Here is a 24,499-nt window from a genome sequence, read left to right as displayed (position 1 = left end):
TCAATAACTCAACGGCGGCTGGGGCGCCCCGGGCGGCTCGGCCAGGCGCATGGTGTTGGTGTTGTCCGCGTCCAGCGTCTGATAGGCGCGGAAGGCCAGCACGAGAAGAAAGCTGAACATGGCAAAGCTGATGACGATGGCGGTCAGGATCAGCGCCTGGGGCAGCGGATTGGCAATCGGCCCGACCGGCACATCGAGGCCGGGCGGCACGATGGGCGCCACTTCGCGGGTCAGCCGGCCGGCGGTGAAGATCAAGAGGTTAATGCCATTGCCCAGCACGGTCAGGCCCAGCAGCATGCGGATCACCGATTGGGACAGCAGCAGATAAACGCCGCAACCGATGAAAACGCCAACAAGCACGGCAAGAAAGAAATTCATCAGAGGTCCTCCTCCCGACCGGCTTCCAGCGCCAGGGCGATGGCCGAAACACTGCCAAAAACCACCAGATACACGCCGATATCAAAGAACATCGGGGTGGAAAGAGCCACGGACGATTCCCCCAGGTTGAGCTCGTACCAGATGCTGGTCATGAAGGGTGAACCGGTAAACAGCGACAGCACGCCCGTGCCCGCGGCAAGCAGAACGCCAGCGCCCGCCAGCGCCAGCGGGTCGATCCGCATGGCGCGCCGCACCCGATCCACGCCCGCAGCCATGCCATAAATGGCGATGGCGGACGCCGCGATCAGCCCACCGATAAAGCCGCCGCCCGGCTCGTTATGCCCGCGCAGGCAAATAAACACGGAAAACACCAGCATGACGGCAATCACCACCGGGGCGGTGGTGCGAAAGATAACGGTGTTCATGCCTCGCCCTCCAGGCCGTCTTCGACGGGTTTGGCGGCCCGGCGCTTGGCGCCGCTGCCGGCCTTGGCCGTGCCGCGGATCAGCGCCAGAATGGCAATGCCGGTCGCCATCAGCACGGAGATTTCGCCCAGCGTATCAAAGCCGCGGTAATCGACCAGGATCACGTTGACGATGTTGTGCCCATGCGCGATCGGCACGCTGGTGGCGGTGAAGAAATCGCTCAGCGTAGGGTCGAGCGTGCCGGTCAGCACCAACAGCAGCGTCAGGCTCACGCCAACAGCGCAGGCCAGCGCCACCGCGCCATCGCGCAGCGCCTCCCCGAGCGGGCGGTGATCGCGCTCATCGAGCCGCAGCCGCGTCATCACGAGGGTGAGGATCACGACCGAAAGCACTTCCACCATGAATTGGGTAAAGGCAAGGTCCGGCGCGCCGAACAGCAGATAAAGCAGCGCCACGGCCGTGCCCTGGATGCCCAGCGCCAGGATAGCGACCAGCCGACTGGGGGCGAGCAGCACCGCACCCAGCCCGGTCACCGCCAGCGCCAGGACCACCCATTCATGCAGATAGGGCATGGTCGGCTGCAGATTGGCGGGCCAGTTGCCCTGCGCCCATGAGCCCAGAACATCGAGCCCACCCAGACCGATCACCGGCACCAGCAATACGAGCGCCAGGGCGGCAAACACGACCAGCAGGTAAACCTCAAGCCGGCCGTGATGCAGGAAGCGGGTGACGTCGGCCGCGAAGCGGATCAGGCCAAACATGGCGTGGTCGAAAACATGGTCGGCGGTCCAGCCCATCGCCCGCCCGCCGCGCCGCAGCACGGTGCGGATAGTGGCGGCCTGCCAATACACGGCGACGCCCAGTCCCCAGGTCAGGATGGACAACCACACGATGGGGCTGCGCAGATCGATGGCAAGCCCCAGATGGCTCAGCGCCTGTTCGCCCAGGATAGTGCTTGCCGCGGGTGCGACGATGTCATGGCCCAGCCATTCCACCGCCACTGCGCCCAAAATGGCCACCCCGCCCAGCAGAATGGGGCCGACCAGCATGGCAATGGGTGCCTCGTGGGGCGATTTGGGCGTGGGCAGGAGCGGCCCGAGAAACGGCTTGATCATCACCACCATGGCGACGCCAGCCAGCAGTGCATTGCCCAGGATCAGCACCACCAACCCCAGCAGCGAGTCGAGCCGTGAGGTGAACAGCGCCAGATACATCTCTTCCTTGCCGAAAAAGCCCAGCGTCAGCGGCAGGCCGATCATGGAAAGGGCCCCCAGCGCCGCGCCGATAAAGCTCACCGGCATCTGGTCGGCAAGGCCACCTAGCGCCGGCAGATTGCGGGTGCCGGTGCCATGGTCCACCGCGCCGGCGACCATGAAGAGGCCGGCCTTGTAGCAGGCATGGGCGAGGAAATAGATCACCATGGCTGAGATCGCCGCCTCGTTGCCGATGCCGATCAACAGCACCAGTAGCCCAAGCGACGCGATGGTGGATTGGGCCAGCATCTGCTTGAGATCGGTTTGCCGCAAGGCGCCAAAAGCGCCCCAAAGCAGGGTCAAGCCGCCAAAAACGATCAGCAGCAAGGTCCAGATCGGGGTGTCGCCCAAGGTCGGGGACAGGCGCGCCAGCAGATAAACGCCGGCCTGCACCATGGTTGCCGAATGCAAAAACGCCGAAACGGGCGTCGGCGCTTCCATGGCATTGGGGAGCCAGAAGTGGAACGGAAACTGCGCCGATTTGGTGAAAGCGGCGAGGAGGATACAGCCCAGGATCGCGCCATAAAGCCCATGCGCGCGAATGTCCGTTCCGGCCAGCGCGCTCAGCTCCCAGCTGCCCGTCGCCTGCCACAGCAGCAGCACGCCGACCAGCAGCGCCAGCCCGCCAATATTGGTGATCACCAGCGCCTGGATGGCCGCCCGCCGCGCCGCCTCGCGGCGATGATCGAACCCGATCAAAAGGAACGAGGTGACCGAGGTCAGCTCCCAGAAGGCAAACAGCGCCAGCGTGGAATCCGCGAGCACCACGCCGAGCATGGCCGACATGAAAACAAGGATAAAGGCGAGAAAGCGCCCTTGATGGGGATGCCCGTTGAGATAAGCGCCGGAATACAGCACCACCAGCGTGCCCACCGCCGCAATGGTGAGGCTGAACAACAGGCTCAGCCCATCCAGCGCAAAGGACAGGCGCAGCCCCAGGGTCGGCACCCAGTCAAAGCCTTGGCGCAGTGGCAGACCGGCCGCCACGGCTTCGAGCCCGCCCAACAGCAGCACGAACACGCCGGCAGGCACCAGGGCCAGCAGCCAGCCGGCCGCTCCCCCCATCCAGCGCACGAGCAGCGGCGCCAGGAGTGCGGCCAGGGCGGGCGCCCCAACTGCCAGATACAAGCTTGCCGGTGTCCAGAACTCCAAGTGTCCGCCCCAGTTGAGTGCCGATTCCGGCGGTTTGTTTGGGCGGCGACCTTAGCGGATGGACTTGCTGGGACAAGTTAAAATCACGGGAGCGTGACAATTGGCCCTGCAGAGTTGCTGCAGCTTTGCCGCTCCGCTCTGGAAATCACCGGGCGGGAGCCCTACCTTGCCTTCATCTCCCTGCGAGGGCAGCCGGCACCTTGGCCGATGCTTTCGCCCCATCTGGAATTTTCATGCCCAAGCTTTCCTCACCTGTCGCCGCCCGCAAGCCCTACTTCGCCACGCACCACAATGACCGGCGCGAGGACCCCTATCACTGGCTGCGCGCACCCAACTGGCAGGAAGTGATGCAGCAGCCCGAAACGCTGGATGGGGAAATCCGCGATTATCTCGAAGCCGAAAACAGCTTTTTCGAGGCCGAGTTCGGCGCCCCGACCGCTGATCTGCAGGAAACGATCTATCGCGAGATCCGCGGCCGCATCAAGGAAGACGACAGCGGCATCCCCTCCCCCGATGGCCCCTTCGCCTATAATTCGCGCATGCTCGAGGGCAAGCAATATCCGCAGGTCGTGCGCACCCCGCGCGATGGCGGGCCCGAAACCGTGCTCCTCGACTGCAATATCGAGGCAGGCGACGGCTATTTTGGCTTTGCCGGGGCCGAGCACGACCCCTCCCACCGCTATCTCGCCTGGGCCGCCGACCGCGCCGGCTCGGAATATTACGACATCGTGGTGCGCGATCTCGATACGGGCACGGACAGCCCGGAAGTGATTGCCGAAACCGCGGGTTCCTATGTCTGGAACAACGACAGCACGGCCATCTTTTATACCGAATACGACGACAATCACCGCCCCTTCCGCGTGCGCGAACATCGCATCGGCACGCCCCAGGAGAGCGATCGCATTGTTTTCGAGGAAAGCGATCCCGGCTTTTTCGTCGGGGTCGGGCGCACCTTGTCCGGCAAGTTCATCGTCGTTGATGCCCATGACCACCAGACCTCTGAAGTCTGGCTGCTCGACGCGAACGGCACGGGCGAACTCCGCTGCGTTGCCCCACGCGTGACCGAGCGCGAATATGACGTCGATGAGCGCGAGGGCGTGCTTTACATCCGCACCAATGCTGATGGCGCGGAAGACTTCAAGATCGTCACCGCCCCCGCCGACAATCCGGGGCCGGAGAACTGGACCGATCTCGTGCCCCACCAGCAGGGCGTGCTGATCCTCGACACCACGGTGATCAAGAACCACCTGCTGCGGCTCGAGCGTTTCGAAGGCCTGCCCCGCATCATCGTGCGCGACCTGCGCACCTCCGCCGAGGACAGCGTCGGGTTCGACGAGGAAGCCTATTCGCTGGGCATGTCAGTGGGCTACGAGTTCGATACCTCGACCTTCCGCCTCACCTATTCCTCGCCCACGACCCCCTCGCGCACCTATGACCTCGATCTCGAGACCGGCGAGCGCACGCTGCTCAAGGAGCAGGAGGTGCCCTCGGGCCACAACCCCGCCGATTACGTGACGCGGCGCCTGTTTGCCACCGCCCCCGATGGCGAGCAGGTCCCGGTCACCGTGCTTTATCGCCAGGGCACCCCACTCGATGGCACAGCCCCTGCCCTGCTCTACGGCTATGGCGCCTATGGCATGTCGATGCCCGCGGCCTTCTCCGTATCCGCCCTCTCGCTCGTTGATCGCGGCTTCATCCATGCCACTGCCCATATCCGGGGCGGCATGGAAAAGGGCTATCGCTGGTATGCCCAGGGCCGGCGCGAGCACAAGACCAATACCTTCACCGATTTCATCGCCGCCGCCGAAATGCTGATCGCGCAAGGCTATACCGCCAAGGGCCGGATCGTCGCGCAAGGCGGCTCGGCCGGCGGCATGCTGATGGGTGCCGTCGCCAATATGCGGCCCGATCTGTGGGGCGGGATCCTCGCGCAGGTGCCGTTCGTGGATGTCCTCAACACCATGCTCGACGACACCCTCCCCCTCACCCCGCCAGAATGGCCCGAATGGGGCAATCCGCTGCTGTCGGCCGAGGATTATCGGCGCATCGCCAGCTACGCGCCCTATGAGCAGGTCGCGGCCCAGGATTATCCGCCCATCTTTGCGCTTGCGGGCCTCACCGATCCGCGCGTCACCTATTGGGAGCCCGCCAAATGGGTCGCCAAATTGCGTGCAACCAAAACCGGCGCGGCGCCGCTTTACCTCAAGACCAATATGGGCGCAGGGCATGGCGGCGCTTCGGGACGGTTCGACCGTATCAAGGAGACCGCCATGTGCTATGCCTTTGCGCTCGATTGCGTCGGGCTGGCGCAATCAACTCAATCAGCGCAGGGCTGATTGCAGCAATGCCGGCAAGCTCTTATAGGCTTGGACCCGGCCCGGATTTATCGATTCAACAGGAGGCTACTCATGGCTTTTGAACTGCCCGAACTGCCCTATTCCAAGGACGCGCTTGGCCCCTATATGTCGGCCGAAACGCTGGAGTTTCACCACGACAAGCACCACCAGGCTTACGTGACCAACGGCAACAAGCTGCTGGAAGGCTCGGGGCTGGAAGGCAAGAGTCTCGAAGAAATCGTGCAGGCGAGCTTTGGCACCAATCAGGGCCTCTTCAACAATGCCGGCCAGCACTACAACCACGTGCATTTCTGGCAGTGGATGAAGCCCAATGGCGGCGGCAACAAGCTGCCCGGCACGCTGCAGGCAGCCATCGACTCCGATCTGGGCGGTTTTGACAAGTTCCGTGCCGATTTCATCAATGCCGGCACCACCCAGTTCGGTTCGGGCTGGGCGTGGCTGTCGGTCAAGAACGGCAAGCTCGAAGTCACCAAGACCGCCAATGGCGAGTCCCCGCTCGTGCATGGCGGCAAGCCGATCCTGGGCGTCGATGTGTGGGAACACTCCTATTACATCGACTACCGCAATGCCCGCCCGAAATATCTCGAAGCCTGGTTCGACAATCTCGTGAACTGGGAACATGTCGAGCAGATGTTCACCGAAGCGCGCGGCTGATCGCTTCCGCTTCCAGCCAATGGGCCCGTCGCTTGATTGCGGCGGGCCTTTTGCTTTGGGCCGCGCCCCGCCCCCAAGCCTTCATCTGTGCTTTCCACAAGAAATGCTGTGGGCGCTGCGGCTTTGCTTCGCCCGACTCAATGTCACCTGCTAACCCTTTGTTTACCATTAGGGGTTGTGTGCGTGTCTTCATCAGGCAAACTTGTCGCTGTTTTTGCAGCCAATGACGCGCTGTCATCCCTGCTGGCGATGGTTCTGGCTGGTGACCTGCGGCTGCGCGTGCGCCAGTTCGATTGCGAAGCCGCGCTCTTTGCTTATATGCGCCTTGCCCCCATTGATGTCTTGATCGTCGATTTCGATCGGGAAGGCCGCCCCGCCTATGAAATGGTGGAAGCGATCCGGCTCGACCTCACCATTCTCTGCCGCGAGGTGCCGGTGATCGCGCTGACCCGTGCCATCACCCCCCCCATGCGCCATCAGGCCATCAGCGCGGGCATTGATGAAGTGGTGATCAAGCCAATGTCGCCCCGCCATCTGCTGCAGCGGGTGCAGGCCCGCCTGCGGGCCGCCGCCGGCACCGGTTATAGCCCCGTGCCTGTTTACCGCGGCCCGGAGCGCCGTAAAAACCTGCCCGGCATCTCGCCCCAGCCGCTTCATAACCGGCGCGCTTCGGACAATGTGGTGCAGCTGTTTCCCAAGCGAGCGCAGCCCAGCGCGCCCCAGCTCTCGCCGAACTAGCGCTCGCCCACCAGCCGGCTCGCCCGCGTCCAGACATCCTCGACCGAGTCGGAAAACTGCAGCAGGCGATCGTGGCCCTGCAGGCTGTGCGACAGCACATCGGCCGCATAACCGCGCACCACGTCAAAGGCCTTGTGCCGGTTGAGCATGACCACGGGCCGCACCAGTCCCTTTTCCTTGGCGGCGGACCAGGTGGTGAAAAGGGCCGAAATCGAAGCCAGCGACCCCGGCAGCGCCACGAAGGCATCGGCAAGCGCCCCGACCCGGGCCGCCCGTTCGCTGCGATCGGCAATGATCTCAAGCGGCACGCCGTCAAGCGCTGGCGGCAGCACAATGGTGTCGTCCCCAATGATCTGCACCCGCCCGCCAGCAGCGCGCGCCGCGGTGATCAGCGGCACCGGCAACACGCCTTGCTCGGCCAGGCACACGATCGCGGCGCCCCTGCGGGCAAACAGGCTTCCCGCCTGGCTCATGATGCTCGAGCGCTCGGGATCGCCCGGCCCCCGGTCAGACGCGAAAACCGCCAATGTCACTGTGGGGGAAACCGAATCCGCCATCATCACCATCCCCGCTTCAGGCTGCCAAGCACGCCGCGCACCAGCGCACTGCCCAGCCGGTTGGCCACGGTGCGGGCCAGTGAATTCATCGCCGCTTCCGCCGGAGTCTGGCGTGAGGAACGCCGGGGGGCCTGCGTCTCCTTGCGCTCTCGCTCGGCGCCCGCCTCATCCTGGCGGCGCTCGGCCTTGCGCGCCAAAACTTCAAACGCTGAATCCCGGTCGATCACCGCATCATAGAGCCCCCCGACCGGCGAATCGGCAATCACGGCCTGCCGCTCGGCCGGGGTCAGCGGACCGATGCGGCCGCTCGGCGGGCGGATCATGGTGCGCCCAACCATCGAAGGAACGCCCTTTTCGCCTAGCGTCGAGACCAGCGCTTCGCCGGTCCCCAGCTGGGTGATGGCGTCTTCAGTCGAAAAAGCGGGGTTGGCCCGGAAGGTCTCGGCCGCCACGCGCACCGCCTTTTGCTCGCGCGGCGTATAGGCGCGCAGCGCGTGCTGCACCCGGTTGCCCAGCTGCGCCAGCACCGCTTCAGGAATATCGGCAGGGTTTTGCGTCACGAAATACACGCCCACGCCCTTGGATCGGATGAGCTTGACCACCTGCTCGACCTTGTCGATCAGCGCCTTGGGCGCATCGTCGAACAGCAAGTGGGCTTCATCGAAAAAGAACACCAGCCGCGGTTTTTCCGGGTCCCCCACTTCGGGCAGTTCCTCGAACAATTCCGATAGCAGCCAAAGCAGGAAAGTCGAATACAGCCGGGGCGAGCGCATCAGCTCGTCGGCTGCCAGCACCGACACAAAGCCGCGCCCGTCGCGATCGGTGCGCATGAGATCGGCAATCTCGAGTGCCCGTTCGCCGAAAAAGCTTTCCGCCCCTTGCTGCTCGAGCACCAGCAGGTCGCGCTGGATCGCGCCAATGCTTGCCGAGCTGACATTGCCATAACGCAGCGAGATTTCCTTGTTGCGCTGGCCCAGATCGGTCAGCAGCGCGCGCAGATCCTTGAGGTCGAGCAGCAGCAGGCCTTCGTCATCGGCCACCTTGAAGGCGATGTTGAGGACGCCTTCCTGGGTGTCGTTGAGATCGAGCAGGCGGCTCAGCAGCAGCGGCCCGATCTCGGAAATCGTGGTGCGGACGGGATGACCCTGCTTGCCGAAGATATCCCAGAAAATGGTGGGCGAGCCCTCGAACACCAGCCCGCCGGGCAGCCCGATCTTGTCGGCCCGCTCCATCAGCGCCGGCTTGGCCTCGCCCGCAACGGCCAGCCCCGACAGGTCGCCCTTGATATCGGCGCAGAACACCGGCACCCCGGCGCGCGAAAATCCTTCCGCCAGCACCTGGAGGGTCACCGTCTTGCCGGTGCCCGTCGCCCCGGTGATCAGCCCATGCCGATTGGCATAGCGCAGCGCCAGGGTTTCGGGCTGCGTGCTGGCCCCGAGAAAGATTTGATCACTGTCGCGCATCGGCCTCGCCTTGACTAAGGAGGGTCCTTATAGCGGTGCGCCGGCGGCAGGGACAAGCCGCGCCATGGTTTAAGCCAGGGGACCGGCCGGGCGGAGCCAGCCCACCTGGGCACCCCGGACGCTGTTGATCGGCCGGTTGGCGATGGATTGCAGCACCGCCAGCTCGTCGGCCTCGGGATCGGAATAGTTCAGCAGCAGGCCTGCCAGCATGGACTGGGAAGCAGCCATGTTGCCGTCATCGCATTTGAGGGCATAGCCCCAGCCCTTGTCGCGGATGGCGCCGCACTGCACCCCTTCGGCGCCGATCTTTTGCATCACCCGCCCGCCAAAAGCGGACATGATGCGGGTATCGGCGTGGCCCGTTCCCGCCACCAGCAGCGGATATTGCGTGGCCGCATCAAACAGCTGCCGCGCGCCCGCCGCCATGTCGGGCGGCAGGCCCCGCCCCGTCGCCATGACGGCAAAGCCGCGGGCAAAGGCGCGCAAGGGCGCCGCAAAAGTGGGGATGGAACAGCCGTCGGTGCCGCAGCGCTCCTCGCTCAGCGGTTCGCCGATCACCATTTCAATGGCTTCGCGCACCGCGCGCTGCACCGCGTGCTCACGCTCCACATAGCCCTTGGTTGCCACGCCCATGGCCAGCCCCACGCTCAGCATGCCGCCATGCTTGCCCGAGCAATTATTGTGCAGTGCCGTGGGCTTGAGCCCCGCCTGGCGCAGCGCGTCGCGCGCCGCGGGATTGGTGGGCGGATGGGCGCCGCATTCCAGGTCATCCACCGACAGCCCCAATCGCTCCAGCAGATGGGCGACGCCTTCCACATGCGGCTCCTCGCCATGGTGGGAAGCGCAAGCCAGCGCCAGCTCCTGGGGGCTGTGATGGAACTCGCCAATGGCGTCGCTGCCAAAGATGGCCAGCGCCTGCATGGATTTGATGGCGGAGCGGGGAAAGATGGGAAAGTCGATATCGCCGGCCGAGGCGATCACCGTGCCATTGGCATCCACCACGGCAAAGGCGCCACGATGGCGGTTCTCGATCCAGTTGCCGCGGGTGGTCTCGGCAAGAACGGGATTGGCATCCATCGCAAAGCACTCCAACTAACCACTTCTTGCGACTAGCAGCCAGCCGGAAAAGTCAATGCCAGAGGCCGGGAGGCGCCAGCGGCTGCGTCAGGACCTGCAGCGTTGGCGCTCTCGGCAGCGCCACCGGTTCGCCGGCAAAAGAGCTCGCCTGCACCGGCGTGCTGGCCGCATTGGCCGGCTGAATTACAAAGCCTGCCGCTGCGGTCACGACCAAGCCGCACAGCGTCGCGATCAACACCTTTTCCTGTCGCTTGTTCATGGTGGTTCGGCTTTCAACTGGCTGGACATGAGCACTTTAGCGCAGACCATTGAACTCATGATTAAAACCCCGTTCAGCTGGGGTTCATCTTTGTGTCCGCTCGAAGGCAAAAACCCTCAGTTTTTGGGCGGTAGCGCGCCCACGAAAGTGACCGCCGCATCGAGCAGGCGCCGCCGCAATTGCTCGTCGGCACAGGCCCCGATGCCCGCCCGCACCCAGCCCGGCATCGGCTTGCCAGACATCACGACCACAGCAATATCAGGCTCTTGCAGCGCCCAGGCGTCATTGCCCCTGCCCAGCCGCACCATCAGACCTTCGCCGGTGGCCGCACACAACATGTGCCCATCGAGCAGCCAGACCAGCCCGCCAAACATGGCTTTCTCGCTCAACCCCGGCAGCGGTCCGAAATCGTCGAGCACCCGCTGCTCCAATTCGTGATCGCGCGCCATCCTTCACCCCTCCGCCCGGCCCGCCTGCCCCGTCCGCACCATCAGCATCCGCTCGAGCGCCGAAAGCCCATCATAAATCAGCACCGCAAGAACAGCGACGATCAGCCCGCCCTGCAGCACGAAGGCAGTATTACCCGTTAATAGGCCGGCGATGATAACTTCGCCCAACGTGCGCGCCGCCACGGTCGAGCCGATGGTCGCTGTCGAGAGCGAAATCACTGTCGAGAGCCGAATGCCCGCGAGGATCACCGGCAGCGCCAGCGGCAGCTCGACCTTCATGAGCCGCTGCCAGCCCGTCATCCCCATGCCCTTGGCCGCATCTGTCACCGCGGCGGGCAGATTGGTGAGACCCGTGAGGGTATTTTCGAAGATGGGCAGCAGCCCATACAAAAACAGCGCCAGCAGCGTCGGCGCCGTGCCGAAACTGTTAAGCGCCGGCACCGCCAGCGCCAGCACCGCCACCGGCGGAAAGGTCTGGCCGATATTGGCCAGCGAACGGCAAAGCGGCAGGAACTCGGCCCCGAACGGGCGCGTGACGACGATCGCCAGCCCGGCCGCCGCAATGGTGGCGGCGATGGTAGCCGCCAGCACGATTCCCAGATGGTTGAACGTGATGTCGAGCAGACCGCCCTGGTTATAGATCGCCGGCTGCCCCGGCTTGGTGAACAGCGCAAAAAACGGGCTGAACAGCTCAGGCTGCATCAAAAACAGCACCAGCACCGCCAGTGCCAGCAGCCGCACCCCATTGCCCGCTGTCATTGCGGTCGCGCCGCCAGCCGCGACAGCGCCTCGCGCGTCACCTGCCCCACGATCTGCCCGTCCCGGCGCACCGGCAGCGCCGCCCGCCCCGACCACAGCAATTCGGCCAAAGCATCGCGCAGCGAAGCGCCGGCCTCGATCGGCTCGCCCGTTCCGGTGCCGGGCTCGAGATGATCGCCCACCCGCTCGAGCGACAGCAGGCGGAACGGGCGCTCGCTGGTGCCGATCAGCTCGGCCACAAAGGGGCTCGCGGGACGGGCGATGATCTCGGCGGGCGCGGCGCATTGCAACAGCTGGCCCTTGTCCATCACCGCGATCGTGTCGCCCAGGTGAATGGCTTCTTCCATGTCATGGGTCACGAGCACGATCGTGGTCTTGAACCGCCGCTGGATCGCCAGCAGATCCTCCTGCGCCTTGGCCCGGATCAAGGGATCAAGCGCGCCATAGGGCTCGTCCATCAGCAAGATATTGGGCTCGGCCGCCAGCGCCCGCGCCACCCCGATGCGCTGTTGCTGGCCACCCGACAGTTCATGGGGCAGCCGGTCGCGATATTGGCCGGGATCGAGCTGGAACAGCTCGAGCAGTTCATCGACCCGCGCATTGCGGCGCGCCTTGTCCCAGCCAAGGAGCTTGGGCACGGTGGCGATGTTCTGCGCCACCGTGCGGTGGGGAAACAGCCCATGCCCCTGGATGGCGTAGCCCATGCGCCGGCGCAGCTGATAGGCCTCGATGCTGCGCGTATCCTCGCCATCGATGCGGATCGTGCCGGCGCTGGGCTCCACCAGCCGGTTGATCATGCGCAGCAGCGTCGTCTTGCCCGAGCCCGACGTGCCCACGATCACGCAGATCGTGCGCGGCGCCACGGTCAGCGTCACCGCATCGACCACCGCGGTGCCGTCATAGATCTTGGAAACATTGTCGATCTCGATCATGCCGGCCGCCCTCGCCCTCCGCTCATCTCGATTAGCGCGTCGAGCACCACTGCCGCGGCAAAGGCCAGCGCCACCGTGGGAATGGCGCCCAGCAGCACCAGGTCCATCGCGGTTTGCCCGATGCCCTGGAACACAAAGACGCCAAAGCCCCCGCCCCCGATCAGCGCCGCAATGGTCGCAAGGCCGATATTTTGCACCAGCACAATGCGGATCCCGGTCAGAATAACCGGGAAAGCCAGCGGAAACTGAATACCGAGCAGGCGCTGCCTTGCCGTCATGCCCATGCCGCGCGCTGCATCCACGGCCGCCGGCGGCACGCCCACCAGCCCCACCACAGTATTGGAAACAATGGGCAGCAGCGCATAGGCAAACAGCGCCACCAGCGCCGGCGCCGCACCAATGCCGGAAATGCCCAGCCGCGCCGCCCCCGGCACCGTTGCGGCCACCCAGGCCAGCGGCGCAATCAGGAGGCCAAAAAGGGCAATAGAGGGGACGGTCTGGATGATGTTGAGCACGCCCAGCACGCCCGCGCGCAGCGGCTTGACCTTGAAGCACAGGACGCCCAGCGGCACGCCCACGGCAATCGCTGCCGCCACCGAGCCGAAGGCCAGCGCCAGATGCGTGCGCCCCTCGTTCCAGAACGCGGCGGCGCGGGTGCTGTATTCCTTGAGCAGGGCGAGGTCGTTCCACGCGCCCGACCACAGCCACGCCGCCATCGCTAAGGCCACGCCAGCGAGCACGGCGATGCGCAGCCAGGGCTGGAGCCGCAATCGCGTCAGGCAATCGGCCAGCAGCAGGGCAAAAGCAAACACCAGCAGCCAGAACCCGGCGCCCGGGGACACCCGGGCAAAAGTGTTCTCCGGCGGCGTCAGAAACTCCGCCGAGCGCCCGATCATCACCGCCAGGGACGCCAGCGCCAGTGTCGCCGCTCCCAGCTTGATCCGGCGCGGCAGGCGCAGCAATGCCGCGACGATCCCACCCACCAGCACGCCGAGCAGCACCGCGCCCTCGGCGGGCGGCAGGGCCTCGAGAATCCCGCGCGCCTCGCCCGGCACGATGCGATTGGCGCGAAACAGCGCGAACGGCAAAACCGTCCCCGCCGCAGCGATGGCCGCGATGAGAACGCCAAGCTTGTCGAGGCCGAGCCAAATGGGCCGGCGCGCTGGAGCGGCAGTGGCAGTGCTCATGCGGCTCCCTTGCGCCATGGCAGGCCAGAAGTGGGGTGCATGCGCATCCCCACTTCGCGCACGGGGCCTAGTTCAGGAACCCGCCCTGGGTCAGGAAGTCGGTGGCCACCGCCGACGCGGCTTCACCGCCCACCTGCACGCGGCCATTGAGCTCCTGTAGCGTTTCGAGCGTCAGCGCCTCAAACACCGGCGTCAGCAGTTCCTCGATCTGCGGATACTCGGTCAGAACTTCCTCGCGGATGATCGGGGCGGGCTGATAAACGGGCTGCACGCCCTTATCGTCTTCCAGCACCACCAGGCCCGAAGGCGCGATGCCCCCATCGGTGCCATAAACCATGGCAGCGTTGACGCCATTGGTCTGCTGGGCCGCCGCCGCGATGGTCGCCGCCGTGTCACCGCCCGAAAGGGTAATCAGCTGGTCAGGCGACAGGGTAAAGCCATAGACTTCCTGGAACTTGGGCAGCGCTGCGGGCGAGTTGACGAATTCGGCCGAGGCGGCGAGCTTGACCTCGCCACCACCAGCCACCCATTCCCCGAACTCGGAGAAGGTCTTGAGGTTATTGGCTTCCGCCAGATCGCCCCGCAGTGCCACCGCCCAGGTATTGTTGGCCGGCGACGGGCTCAGCCAGACGATCTTGTTGGCGTCATAGTCGAGCTTTTTGACCTCGGCATAGGCCTTGGCCGCGTCGTTCCAGAGCGCGGGATCGGTCCCCTCGAAGAAATAGGCGCCATTACCGGTATATTCGGGATAGATGTCGATTTCGCCGGCAATGATGGCTTCGCGCACGATCGGCGTGCCGCCCAGCTGCGTGCGATCTTCCACGGCAATGTCGTTATTCTGCAGCACCTGGAGAATGATGTTCCCCAGCACGCCCCCTTCGGTGTCGATCTTGGAGGACACCACCACCTGCGCCTGGGCGGCGGTGATGGAAACGGCAAGCGCGGCGGCGGCGCTCAGGAGTTTGACGGCAAGACGCATGGCGATTCTCCGTGTGTGCGGGCGCTCGACCCATTCGGGTTAACCTAGCGCGCCTGCGAAAATGAGCTAGGGCGAAATTGGCGGCAAAGGAAACAGCTCGGAAAAACTCGCCCAATATTCCTCGTATCCAGGCAAACCGAGCGCGAGCGAAATCACGGCTCTGCGCCGGGCTTCTAACCCATGATAAGCGCTATCCCCACCCTAGCGTTCCCGCCTCTTCGACCAAAGTAGCGCGCCCGAACGCCTCATTGCCAAGCGCGGCCGGGTAGCGCCACATGGCCGACCGGCATTCGGGCCGGGCCGGAGCCCTTTTATGGTTCAAACCACCATTGCTGATCACCCCTACCGCGACGCCATTATGGCGGAGGTCCATGCCCGTCCCGTGGAGATCGTGCCCGAGACCTGCCGATTGCGCCGCCTCGTCGTGGTGATGCCGCCCGTGGCCGGCGCCATGCTGGCCGTGTTCGAGCGCTTCGCTGCGTTTTGCGCCGAACAAGACCTCCCGCTGCCCCAGCCCGATACGCGCCAGCACAGCTTTGGCGGCGCCGGACGGCAGGTCACCTGGGAGTTTCACACCGAGTTCGTCACCGTCACGTGGCGCAGCGAGCTGGACGACAACGACAATCGTCCCGATGGGCTTGGCCTTGAGGTTCTGGCCGATGGGCTCCTGATCGGGGCGATGCGGCTCGATGTCATTGCCGAAACCACCATACCCGACCGCCTGGTGCCCGGGTTCAGTCTGCCCAGCCTGTGCCTCGCCAATGTGGAAGCGGGCAAAGCCCAGATCGCCACCGATTTTGTGCCCGATGCGGACCGCTTCACCCGGTTCGAGCTGGCGGCCGGCGGGCTGACGCCGCTGCGCCGCTCCATCATCGTGCGCCGCATTCTCGAGATCGAAACCTATCGCACCATGGCCCTGCTCGGCCTGCCGCTGGCGCGCAGCACCGCCCCGGAATTGCGGCGTATCGAAACCGAACTCACCGCGCTGATGGAAGAGCTTTCCGAGGCGACTACGCCCGCTGCGGTCCAGGCGGCCCTTGATGCCCTCCATGCGCTTTCAGTGCGCTCCAGCCAGATGTCGGAACGCCTCGGCTATCGCTTTGCCGCCGGACACGCCTATGGCGACATTTTGCGCGTGCGGGTGCAGGGCATCCGGGAATCGGGCACCGATCGCGGCTCGACCCTGGGCAGCTATATCGGCAACCGCGTCGATCCGGGCCTTGCCACTTGCGCGGCGATGGAAAAGCGCCTCGCCGTACTGTCGGCCAAGCTCGAACGCGCCATCGGCCTGCTCAATGTGCGCATCGGCGTTGATATGCAGGTGCAAAACGCCGCCGTGCTCGACAACATCGCCCAGACCTCGCGCAGCCAGTTCCTGCTGCAGCGCACCGTGGAAGGGCTCTCGACCATCGCCATCAGCTACTACCTTTTGGGCATCCTGAGCTATCTCCTCGCCGGGCCGCTCGAGGAATTGCACCTGCACAAGACCATGGCGCTCTCGATCGCAGCGCCCTTCGTCGTGCTCGCGGTGTGGCTGATGGCGCGGGCCGTCCGCAAAGCCCACGCGCCCGCGTCTCTCCACTAGGGGCGCGCGGCTACTCCATCCAGAACATGGGCTTGAGGTCGACCGAAACCGGCTCGTTGCGTTCATTGGTGGCCATCACATCGGCCATGTGGGCCCACCAGCGCTGCATCACCGGATGGTTGGGCAGCGCGTCCATGGTGTGATCCTTGCGCCGCCACAGCACGCCAAAGAGGATATTGGTTTCCTCATCGAGATGGATGGAATAATCGCGCACGCCGGCCTGCTTGAGCAGGTCAACCAGTTCGGGAAAAATCTCGTCATGCCGCTTTTTGTATTCGGCCGCCATGCCGGGATTGAGCTGCATCTTGAAGGCGTGTTTTTCCCAGTCGCTCATTGGCTGCGCGTTCTCCACAGGCGGAACAGGATGGGCAGCGCGATCACCACGATCAGCAGCGTGCCGATAAAGATCGACATGACGATGCCCGGAACATTGAGCAGCCCAAGCCCGAAGGTCACCAGCCCCATGATCACGGCGGCCAGTACGACGCCAATAATCGAGCCGCCGCCGCCCAGGATATTGACCCCGCCCAGCACCACCATGGTGATGGCCTCGAGCTCGAAGCCTTCGGCAATGGACGGCCGGGTGGAGCCCAGCCGCGCCGTCAGCAGCACGGCGGCAATGCCGCTCATCAGCCCGGTCAGGCAAAACAGCACGAACTTGATGCGATCCACCCGCACGCCGGTAAAGCGGGCCGCCACGGCATTGTTGCCGATGGCATAGATCTGGCGCCCGAACACGGTGCGATGCAGCGTGAACCAGAAGATCACCGCCGCCAGCGCAAACAGCACCAGCTCGAACGAAATCACCCACCACACATAGCCCTGCCCGAAAAAGCTGAAGCTGGCCGGGTAACCCTTGAAGCTGCCATCGCCCAGGATGATGAAGGCGATGCCCCGGAACAGGCTCATCGTGCCGATGGTGACGACGATCGAGGGCAGTTTGAGCCCGGTCACCAGCGCCCCATTGAAGGCGCCGCACAAAAGCCCCACTCCAACCCCAATCGCGACCAGCCCGGGCGTATCCACGCCCCATTGCAGCGCCAAACCCATCAATGTCGAGGCCAGGGCAATGATCGCCGCTACGGACAGATCGATCTCGCCCGAAATGATCAGCAGCGCCATGGCCAGCGCAATCAGCGCCTTTTCGGTGAAGTTGAAGGTCAGGTCCGACAGCGACCATTCATTGAGGAAGTAGGGCGAAGCCAATGAATTGGCGATGAAAATACCCACCGCTACCAGCACCAGCAGCGACTCCCAGCTCAGCAGCGCCGAGCGCAGGGGATGATCAAGCCGGTCCGGCAATTGGCGGGTTGTTACGGTGTCGGTCATCTCATAGCTTCCGATAGTTGCAGATCCGGCGACCCACTGCACCACCCCCCGCCCTGTCCCTCCCCCAGGGGGGAGGGAGCGCCAGAACCCGGCATGGAAGCCATCACGCCTCCGCCTTTCGCAAGATCACCCGCCCTGCCGAGCGCTCTCCCCGGGCATTGAGCACCACCGCCAACAGGATCGCGCCACCGGAGATCGCCATCTGCCAGAACGGGGAAATATTGATCACCGGCAGCGCATTGTTGATCACGCCCAAGAACAACGCCCCCAAGAGCGTGCCGCCGACGGTGCCGATGCCACCGGCAATCGACACGCCGCCGATCACGCAAGCGGCGATGATAGTCAGCTCATAGCCGCTCGCGACCTCCGTCGAGGCGATCACATAGCGCGACACCCAGAGATACCCGCACAGCCCGGCAACCGCGCCGGCAATGGTGAAGGCGAGGAACTTGGTGCGCCCCACATCGATGCCGGTATAAACCGCCGCGGTCGGATTGACCCCGATGGCATAGATCGCGCGCCCCAGCGGCGTGCGCGTCATCAGCACGTAAAACAGCGCCGCCACCGCAATGGCGATCCAGCTCAGCACCGGCAGCCCCAGCACCACGGCGCGCTGCAGATTGATGAAATCGGGGCTCATCTGGGCGGCATTGACCCAGGCCCCGCCCGAAAGCACGAACACCAGCCCGCGAAAGATCGTCAACGTCCCCAGGGTCACGACGATGGAGGGGATGTTGAGCTTCCACACCAAAAGCCCGTTCACCCCGCCCAGAACTGCACCCACAAGGAGGCACATCGCCATCACCGCGGGGATCGGCACCCCCGGAAACGCGGCATTGAACATGGCCGCGATCATCCCGGTCAGCGCCAAATTGGCGGCCTGCGACAGGTCGATGGAGCGCGTGAGGATCACCGCCATCTGCCCGAGCGCCAGCATGATCAGGATGGAGGTGTCGTTGAAAATGGTCAGCAGATTGCCCGGCTGGGCAAAGCGGGGAAAGCGCAGGGTGACCAGCACGATCACCAGCACAATCGCTCCGGCCAGCCAAATCTCGCGCTGCTTGGCGATGCTCCTCATGCCGCCGCTTCCTCTGGCGCGATCCCCGCCGCGAGGCGCACCAGGGTTTCGGGCTGCAGCCCCTTGTTGTCGAGCACGGCCACCACCCGCCCTTCGCGCATCACCACAATGCGGTCGCTCATCCCCAGCACCTCAGGCAGCTCGGACGACACCATGATCACGCTCAGCCCGCCGCTCACCAGCTCGCCCATGAAGCCATGCACCGCGGCCTTGGAGCCGATATCGATGCCCTTGGTGGGCTCGTCGAGAATGATCACCCGCGGCCCCGTCGCCAGCCATTTGGCGATCACCACCTTTTGCTGGTTGCCGCCCGAAAGGGTCGACACATCCTGGCTTAGCGAGGAGGCGCGCAGATCGAGCCGCCCGGTGAACGAGCGCGCCAGCGCAAATTCTTGTGCCAGCTGCAGCACATGGCTCTTGCTCGTGCGGCGCAGCGAGGGCAGTGACACATTCTGGAAAATGGGCAGGTTGGTGATCACCCCCTGCCGCCCGCGTTCCTCGGGCACATAAACAATACCCGCTTCCACCGCATCGGCGGCCGAGCGCGGGTTGATCGGCTTGCCGTCGAGGCTCAGCGTACCGCCCGACAGCGCCGTCATGCCGAACACCGCCTGCATCACCTCGCTGCGCCCCGCGCCCACGAGGCCATAAAACCCGAGGATTTCGCCGCGGCGCAGGCTGAACGACACATCCTCGAACTCGGTGGGGTGCGACAGCCCCCTCGCCTCGAGCACCACCTCGCCGATCTCGGGCGTGCGGGCGGGAAAGATCTGGTCCACCGCGCGCCCTACCATCATCTGCACGATCTGATTCTGGCTGGTGTCGCGGATCAGCCCCTTGCCCACCATTTCGCCATCGCGGAACACGGTGAAGCGGTCGGCAATGCGATAGATCTCGTCGAATTTGTGGGAGATGAAGAGGATCGCCTTGCCGTCCTCCTTGAGCAGCTCGATGAGCACATAAAGCTCCTCGATCTCCTTTTGGCTGAGCGCGGCGGTGGGTTCATCCATGATCACCACCTGCGCGTCGATCGACAGCGCGCGTGCCACTGCCACCAGGTGCTTTTTAGCGATCCCCAGTTCCTTGAGCTTGAGATCGGGTTCGATCCCGGCCGCCATGGCATCGAGCGTTGCCTTGGCCTCCCTGCGCATGGTGCGCCAGTCGATCAGCCCCAGCCGCGTGCGCGGCGCATGGCCCAGATAAATATTTTCGGCCACGGTCAGCTCGTCGAACAACACCGTTTCCTGGTGGATCGCCGTCACCCCCGCCGCAAAGGCGGCATGGGCCGTCGGTAGCACCACGGGCTTGCCCGCAATGGCAATCTCCCCCGCATCGGGCTGGTAGATCCCGGTCAGGATCTTGACCAGGGTAGATTTGCCGGCCCCGTTCTCGCCGATCAGCGCCGTCACCTCGCCCGGATAAAGCTCCAGCGCCACGCCATTGAGCGCCCGCACGCCGGGAAAGCTCTTGCCGATGCCAGAAAGGGTCAGGATGGGCTGCGTCATCTACGTTCCCGATGGTGGCGCCGGGGGTACCCGCCATGCGCGGAACCACCGGCTTTTGTGCTTCCCTCCCCCTTGAGGGTAGGGATCGAGGGAGGGGGTCGGCTGGTGATCACTGAAGGACCCCCACCCCGGCCCTCCTCTCCCCTCAAGGGGTAGGGAGGGCAGACTGCAGCTACCCTGCCTTGACGGGGTGCTATCGCCCTGCGCGCACGGAGCTCAATAGATCTTGGAGAACTCTTCGATATTGGTCTTGTCGAATTGGAACGGCACGGCCATCGCCGCCGCGTTGGTGTCGTCGAGCGTCACTTCGCCGACCCGGCCGATGGAGAATGTTTCACCGGGCGCCGCTTCCTTGCCATCGATCAGCTGGTCGGCCAGCATCACCGCCGAATAGCCCAGATCGATGGGGTTCCACAGCGCCACGGCCTGCGAAGCGCCATTGTCAATGAACTGCTTGAATTCGGAGGGGAGCGCGAGGCCCGTCACATTGATCTTGCCGATCAGGTTCTGGTCGGTCACCACCTGGGCAGCGGCTACGACACCCACCGTAGTGGGGGCAATGATGGCCTTGAGGTCGGGATGGGCGGCGATCAGGCCCTTGGCTTCCTCGGTGGATTTGACCGAGTCATCATCGCCATAAACCGTCGCGACGAGATTGATGTTGGGGAATTTCTCGGGCAGTGCCGCCTTGGCCGCCTCGATCCAGGCATTCTGGTTGGTCGCGGTGGATGCGGCCGACAGGATCGCTACATCGCCGCCCTCGGGCAGGTGATCAGCGGCCAGCTTGATGATGGTTTCCCCGATCAGCGCGGTGTCGGATGGGTTGAGGTGGATCTGGCGGCCTTCCTCGGCAACGCCTGAGTCAAAGCTCACCACCTTGATGCCGCGCTGCATGGCGCGCTGCAGTGCCGGCACCAACGCGTCGGGGTCATTGGCCGAGATGGCGATGGCGTCGACCTGCTGGGCAATCAGCGAATTGACCACTTCGATCTGCGCTTCGGCCGTGGCGGCGGTTGGGCCGGTATAGATCACCTCGACATCGCCCAATTCGGCGGCCGCTTCCTGCGCGCCTTTGTTGGCGGCATCGAAAAAGCCGTTGCCCAGCGATTTGACCACCAGCGCAATGCGCGTCTGGGCATAGGCTGGTGCGGCGAGCAGCACGGCGACAGCCGTGGATGCGGCCAGGATCTTGATCAGTTTCATGCGGTATTCCCTCCCTGGAATGCTTTGATATCAGCTAGTTGTTGGCTCAGGCCCTGCTTGATTGCGCTTGGACCTGAGTAGTTGTTTCGGCCACGATCAACCGCACGCCGGCTGTTTCGAGCATCTGGCGGTCTTCGTCACGGATGCCGCTGTCGGTGATCACCGCGGCGATCTTGTTGAGTTCACACAGGATCAGGCTCGAGCGGCCCGAAAACTTCGATGAATCGGCGAGCACGACCAGCTCCTCGGCCTGCCCGATCAGCGCCAGTTCGGATTGCACCACCATCGGGTCGGCTTCCATCAGCCCGTGCTCGCCAATTCCCTGGCAGCCGATAAACATGCGCTTGGCGTAGAAATGCGAGGCCACCACCCCGCCAAAGGGCGACAGGATCACATTCTGGTCGCGATAGATGGTGCCGCCCGGAATAACCACGCTGTTGCGCGAATTGTGGATCAGGTGTTCGGCAATGGCGAAGCTGTTGGTGAACACGGTCAGCCGCTTGCCCGTCAGATGATGCACCATCTGATAGGTCGTGGTGCCGCCATTGATGATGATCGGCTCGCCATCACGGCAAAGCTGCGCCGCAGCGCGGGCGATTGCCTGCTTTTGCGCGATATTGAGCGTTTCATTGACAGAGAAGGGCCGCCCCATCAGCGCGCCTTCTTCGGGCGGGTTCACCGCTTCCGCGCCACCCCGCACCCGCCGCAACTGCCCGCTCAGATGCAGCGCCGCAATGTCCCGGCGGATCGTGGCTTCCGAAGCGCCGGTGACGTCGCAGAGTTCAGCCACGCTCACGAAGGAACGCGTCCGCAGCGCAGCCCCGATCACTCTATGGCGCTCAGTTTCATGCACGGCAGCACTCCTCCCTTCAGCATTCCTTGCGCGCTTTTCAATCAGTGTCAATCATGGACCCACCTGAATTACTCAGCATTGCGCAGCTCTGCTTGCTGCTGATCGTTTGTGATTGACAGCGCATTTCAATCATGTCCAGTTCGGCAGGAGTTTTGCCCGATCTGAGAGGAACCCCATGTCCGCCCCCGCCCCCAAGCGCCTCCAGAATTTATGGGATGATGCTAAGGCCGCCGCCATGAGCGAGCCCGAGCGGCTGGTTTACCGCTCCAACATTTTGGGCAGTGACAAGCGGGTCACCAATTATGGCGGCGGCAATACCTCCTCCAAGATCATGCAAAAGGATCCCCTCACTGGCGAGATGGTCGAGGTGCTTTGGGTCAAGGGCTCGGGCGGGGACAGCGCCTCGATCAAGCTCGATGGCTTTGCCACCTTGTATATGGACAAGCTGCGCGCTCTCAAGAACCTCTACCGCGGGGTCGAGTTCGAGGACGAAATGGTGGGCTATCTCCCCCATGCCACCTTCAACCTCAACCCGCGCGCCGCCTCGATCGACACCCCGCTCCACGCCTATGTGAACCATCCCTTTGTGGATCACATGCACCCCGACGCCATCATCGCGATCGCGGCTTCGAAAAACTCGCGCGAACTGACGCAGCAGATTTTCAGCGACACGATCGGCTGGTTGCCTTGGAAAAAGCCGGGCTTCGAGCTTGGCCTCTGGCTGGGCAAGTTCTGCAAAGAAAACCCCAATGCCAAGGGAGTGATCCTCGAATCCCACGGCCTCTTCACCTGGGACGACACCCCTCGGGAGTGCTACGAAACCACCATCGCCATCATCAACCAGGCCATCGAGTGGTTCGAAGCGCAAACCGCGGGCAAGACCATCTTTGGTGGCGCGGCCGTCCAGGTGCTGCCGCCCGAACAGCGCCGCGCCATCGCCGCCCGCCTGATGCCGAAAATCCGCGGCTTCATTTCCGAAGACAGCCATAAGCTGGGCCATTTCGACGATTCCCCGGCCGTGCTGGAATTCGTCAACTCAAACAATCTGCGCCCGCTCGCGGCGCTGGGCACCTCCTGCCCCGACCACTTCCTGCGCACCAAGATCCGTCCGCTCGTGATCGATTTCGATCCCGCCAATCCCGATGTGGATGCCGTGGTTGCCGGCCTCGCCGACCAGATCGCCGCCTATCGCGCCGACTACGCCGCTTATTACGAGCGCTCGAAGCACGACAATTCCCCGGCGATGCGCGACCCCAATGCCGTGGTCTATCTGATGCCCGGCATCGGCATGTTCACCTTCGCCAAGGACAAGGCCACCGCCCGCATTTCGGGCGAGTTCTATGTCAACGCGATCAACGTCATGCGCGGCGCCTCGACCGTCTCTGAATACCAAGGCCTGCCCGAGCAGGAGGCCTTCGACATCGAATATTGGCTCCTCGAAGAAGCCAAGCTTGCGCGCCTGCCCAAGCCCAAGTCCCTAGCTGGCAAGATCGCGCTCGTCACCGGCGGCGCCGGCGGCATCGGCAAGGCCACGGCGGCCCGGCTGCTGCGCGAAGGCGCCTGCGTCGTGCTCGCCGATATCGATCAGGCCGCGCTCGACACCGCAACTGCCGAACTTGCTGCCGCCTTCAGCGCCGATGTCGTTCGCCCCGTCAATATCAACGTCACCCGCGAAGACCAGGTGATCGCAGGATTTGCCCATGCCGTGGTGGAATTCGGCGGCCTCGACATCCTCGTCTCCAATGCCGGCCTCGCCTCCTCCGCGCCCATCGAGGACACGACGCTCGAGCTCTGGAACCGCAACATGGACATCCTGTCCACCGGCTATTTCCTCGTCTCGCGCGAGGCCTTCCGCCTGTTCCGCGCCCAAAAGATCGGGGGCAATGTGGTCTTTGTCGCCTCCAAGAACGGCCTAGCCGCTTCCCCCAATGCAGCGGCCTATTGCACCGCGAAAGCCGCCGAAATCCACCTCGCCCGCTGCCTTGCCCTCGAGGGCGCCGAAGCGCAGATCCGCGTCAATGTCGTCAATCCCGACGCCGTGTTGCGCGGCTCGAAAATCTGGGCCGGCGAATGGCTCGAACAGCGCGCCTCAACCTACAAGACCGACAAGGAGGGCCTCGAGGACATGTACCGCCAGCGCTCGCTGCTCAAACGCTCCGTCTTCCCCGAAGACATCGCCGAAGCCATCTATTTCTTTGCCAGCGAAGCCTCGGCTAAATCCACCGGCAACATCCTCAATGTCGACGCCGGCAACGCCCAGTCCTTTACGCGCTGATTCACGCAGAACAAAAACAACAAAACACGCGGCTCCTGAGGGAGGGGGTCGC

At 64.2% G+C, this 24,499-nt stretch carries 23 protein-coding genes; 5 read left to right on the top strand and 18 right to left on the bottom strand.

What is annotated here, in order from left to right; all coding sequences use genetic code 11:
- The 3 genes from ELX51_RS04265 to mbhE are packed head-to-tail and all read right to left on the bottom strand — an operon-like array spanning position 1 to position 3,121.
- Positions 1 to 378 carry a Na+/H+ antiporter subunit C gene (locus tag ELX51_RS04265; protein ID WP_127752351.1) on the bottom strand — a complete coding sequence of 126 codons (378 nt, stop codon included), beginning with the start codon at positions 376 to 378 and terminating at the stop codon, positions 1 to 3.
- Complete coding sequence (locus tag ELX51_RS04260; protein WP_127752350.1) at positions 378 to 803, bottom strand: Na+/H+ antiporter subunit B; 426 nt, start codon at positions 801 to 803, stop codon at positions 378 to 380. Before ELX51_RS04260 ends, ELX51_RS04265 begins: the two co-directional genes overlap by 1 nt.
- On the bottom strand, positions 800 to 3,121 hold the full coding sequence (gene mbhE, locus ELX51_RS04255) for a hydrogen gas-evolving membrane-bound hydrogenase subunit E (RefSeq protein ID WP_127755170.1): 2,322 nt from the start codon (positions 3,119 to 3,121) through the stop codon (positions 800 to 802). The genes ELX51_RS04260 and mbhE overlap by 4 nt, the downstream gene beginning before the upstream one ends.
- A gap of 320 nt (positions 3,122 to 3,441) precedes the next feature.
- Here mbhE and ELX51_RS04250 point away from each other — a divergent pair, with 320 nt between their 5' ends.
- The 3 genes from ELX51_RS04250 to ELX51_RS04240 all read left to right on the top strand — a co-directional run bounded on the left by ELX51_RS04250 (position 3,442) and on the right by ELX51_RS04240 (position 6,957).
- Positions 3,442 to 5,544, top strand: a complete 2,103-nt coding sequence (locus ELX51_RS04250; protein WP_127752349.1) for a S9 family peptidase — start codon at positions 3,442 to 3,444, stop codon at positions 5,542 to 5,544.
- A 72-nt stretch (positions 5,545 to 5,616) separates the two neighbouring features.
- Positions 5,617 to 6,219 carry a superoxide dismutase gene (locus ELX51_RS04245; protein WP_127752348.1) on the top strand — a complete coding sequence of 201 codons (603 nt, stop codon included), beginning with the start codon at positions 5,617 to 5,619 and terminating at the stop codon, positions 6,217 to 6,219.
- A gap of 183 nt (positions 6,220 to 6,402) precedes the next feature.
- Positions 6,403 to 6,957, top strand: a complete 555-nt coding sequence (locus ELX51_RS04240; RefSeq protein WP_127752347.1) for a response regulator — start codon at positions 6,403 to 6,405, stop codon at positions 6,955 to 6,957.
- Here ELX51_RS04240 and ELX51_RS04235 read toward each other — a convergent pair.
- From ELX51_RS04235 to ELX51_RS04195, 9 genes are all read right to left on the bottom strand, one after another.
- Positions 6,954 to 7,517 carry a hypothetical protein gene (locus tag ELX51_RS04235; protein ID WP_172122727.1) on the bottom strand — a complete coding sequence of 188 codons (564 nt, stop codon included), beginning with the start codon at positions 7,515 to 7,517 and terminating at the stop codon, positions 6,954 to 6,956. The genes ELX51_RS04240 and ELX51_RS04235 overlap by 4 nt on opposite strands.
- Positions 7,517 to 8,977, bottom strand: coding sequence for a helicase HerA-like domain-containing protein (locus ELX51_RS04230; protein WP_127752345.1), 1,461 nt, complete (start codon positions 8,975 to 8,977; stop codon positions 7,517 to 7,519). The genes ELX51_RS04235 and ELX51_RS04230 overlap by 1 nt, the downstream gene beginning before the upstream one ends.
- Positions 8,978 to 9,046: 69 nt before the next feature.
- Positions 9,047 to 10,054, bottom strand: coding sequence for an asparaginase (locus tag ELX51_RS04225; protein WP_127752344.1), 1,008 nt, complete (start codon positions 10,052 to 10,054; stop codon positions 9,047 to 9,049).
- 52 nt (positions 10,055 to 10,106) lie between these two features.
- Positions 10,107 to 10,313: a hypothetical protein gene (locus ELX51_RS04220; protein WP_127752343.1), complete on the bottom strand. Its 207-nt coding sequence runs from the start codon at positions 10,311 to 10,313 to the stop codon at positions 10,107 to 10,109.
- A gap of 116 nt (positions 10,314 to 10,429) precedes the next feature.
- Complete coding sequence (locus ELX51_RS04215; protein WP_127752342.1) at positions 10,430 to 10,762, bottom strand: TfoX/Sxy family protein; 333 nt, start codon at positions 10,760 to 10,762, stop codon at positions 10,430 to 10,432.
- A 3-nt stretch (positions 10,763 to 10,765) separates the two neighbouring features.
- Positions 10,766 to 11,521, bottom strand: coding sequence for an ABC transporter permease (locus ELX51_RS04210; RefSeq protein WP_127752341.1), 756 nt, complete (start codon positions 11,519 to 11,521; stop codon positions 10,766 to 10,768).
- Positions 11,518 to 12,453: an ABC transporter ATP-binding protein gene (locus tag ELX51_RS04205; protein ID WP_127752340.1), complete on the bottom strand. Its 936-nt coding sequence runs from the start codon at positions 12,451 to 12,453 to the stop codon at positions 11,518 to 11,520. The genes ELX51_RS04210 and ELX51_RS04205 overlap by 4 nt, the downstream gene beginning before the upstream one ends.
- The gene (locus tag ELX51_RS04200; RefSeq protein WP_127752339.1) at positions 12,450 to 13,640 is read right to left on the bottom strand and encodes an ABC transporter permease; all 1,191 of its coding nucleotides are present in this window, start codon (positions 13,638 to 13,640) and stop codon (positions 12,450 to 12,452) included. The genes ELX51_RS04205 and ELX51_RS04200 overlap by 4 nt, the downstream gene beginning before the upstream one ends.
- Before the next feature lie 67 nt (positions 13,641 to 13,707).
- A complete protein-coding gene (locus tag ELX51_RS04195) occupies positions 13,708 to 14,619 on the bottom strand; it encodes an ABC transporter substrate-binding protein (protein WP_127752338.1) in 912 nt (303 codons plus the stop codon).
- Positions 14,620 to 14,932: 313 nt separating this feature from the next.
- Here ELX51_RS04195 and ELX51_RS04190 point away from each other — a divergent pair, with 313 nt between their 5' ends.
- Positions 14,933 to 16,204 (top strand): DUF3422 domain-containing protein, encoded by a 1,272-nt coding sequence (locus ELX51_RS04190; RefSeq protein ID WP_127752337.1) that lies wholly within the window; start codon positions 14,933 to 14,935, stop codon positions 16,202 to 16,204.
- 10 nt (positions 16,205 to 16,214) lie between these two features.
- Here ELX51_RS04190 and rhaM read toward each other — a convergent pair whose 3' ends face one another.
- The 6 genes from rhaM to ELX51_RS04160 form a co-directional block, all read right to left on the bottom strand.
- Complete coding sequence (gene rhaM / locus ELX51_RS04185; protein WP_127752336.1) at positions 16,215 to 16,538, bottom strand: L-rhamnose mutarotase; 324 nt, start codon at positions 16,536 to 16,538, stop codon at positions 16,215 to 16,217.
- Positions 16,535 to 17,533 (bottom strand): ABC transporter permease, encoded by a 999-nt coding sequence (locus ELX51_RS04180; protein WP_127752335.1) that lies wholly within the window; start codon positions 17,531 to 17,533, stop codon positions 16,535 to 16,537. The genes rhaM and ELX51_RS04180 overlap by 4 nt, the downstream gene beginning before the upstream one ends.
- A gap of 103 nt (positions 17,534 to 17,636) precedes the next feature.
- Positions 17,637 to 18,611, bottom strand: coding sequence for an ABC transporter permease (locus tag ELX51_RS04175; protein ID WP_127752334.1), 975 nt, complete (start codon positions 18,609 to 18,611; stop codon positions 17,637 to 17,639).
- On the bottom strand, positions 18,608 to 20,116 hold the full coding sequence (locus tag ELX51_RS04170) for a sugar ABC transporter ATP-binding protein (RefSeq protein WP_127752333.1): 1,509 nt from the start codon (positions 20,114 to 20,116) through the stop codon (positions 18,608 to 18,610). The genes ELX51_RS04175 and ELX51_RS04170 overlap by 4 nt, the downstream gene beginning before the upstream one ends.
- A 216-nt stretch (positions 20,117 to 20,332) precedes the next feature.
- A complete protein-coding gene (gene rhaS / locus ELX51_RS04165; RefSeq protein ID WP_127752332.1) occupies positions 20,333 to 21,319 on the bottom strand; it encodes a rhamnose ABC transporter substrate-binding protein in 987 nt (328 codons plus the stop codon).
- Between the two features lie 46 nt (positions 21,320 to 21,365).
- A complete protein-coding gene (locus tag ELX51_RS04160; RefSeq protein ID WP_127752331.1) occupies positions 21,366 to 22,172 on the bottom strand; it encodes a DeoR/GlpR family DNA-binding transcription regulator in 807 nt (268 codons plus the stop codon).
- A gap of 175 nt (positions 22,173 to 22,347) precedes the next feature.
- On the opposite strand from ELX51_RS04160, the gene ELX51_RS04155 reads away from it, so the two are divergent.
- Positions 22,348 to 24,447: a bifunctional rhamnulose-1-phosphate aldolase/short-chain dehydrogenase gene (locus tag ELX51_RS04155; RefSeq protein WP_127752330.1), complete on the top strand. Its 2,100-nt coding sequence runs from the start codon at positions 22,348 to 22,350 to the stop codon at positions 24,445 to 24,447.
- Positions 24,448 to 24,499: the final 52 nt, after the last annotated feature.

Origin of the sequence: Devosia sp. 1566 (assembly GCF_004005995.1) — a bacterium.
Lineage (GTDB): Bacteria > Pseudomonadota > Alphaproteobacteria > Rhizobiales > Devosiaceae > Devosia.
This window is presented reverse-complemented; position numbering and strand designations above follow the sequence as displayed.